Genomic DNA, 307 nt, shown 5'->3' with positions numbered 1-307 from the left:
GCATTCAGGTCGACAAAGGACTGAAGGCCGCCGAAGGTGCCTGAGCGAGCCCCGGCAGAGTGCGCTGGCGCAAAGTGGGCGTCGTCGCGCAAATCGGACGGTGTGGGCGCATTCAGGTCGATAAAGGACTGAAGGCCGCCGAAGGTGCCTGAGCGCGCCCCGGCAGAGTGCGCCGGCGCAAAGTGAGCATCGTCGCGCAAATCGGACGGTGTGGGCGCATTCAGGTCGACAAAGGACTGAAGGCCGCCGAAGGTGCCTGAGCGCGCCCCGGCAGAGTGCGCCGGTGCAAAGTGCGCATCATCACGCA

At 65.8% G+C, this 307-nt stretch carries 1 protein-coding gene; it reads right to left on the bottom strand.

Annotated elements, in window-relative coordinates; all coding sequences use genetic code 11:
* Positions 1 to 307, bottom strand: a 307-nt coding sequence (locus tag ACWGTI_RS32855) for a hypothetical protein (protein ID WP_454590706.1), incomplete at both ends; no start/stop codon positions are given.

The sequence above is a fragment of the Mesorhizobium sp. ArgA1 genome (assembly GCF_053714375.1).
Note: the sequence above shows the minus strand (reverse complement) of the source record. Positions and strands in the feature narration are given on the sequence as shown.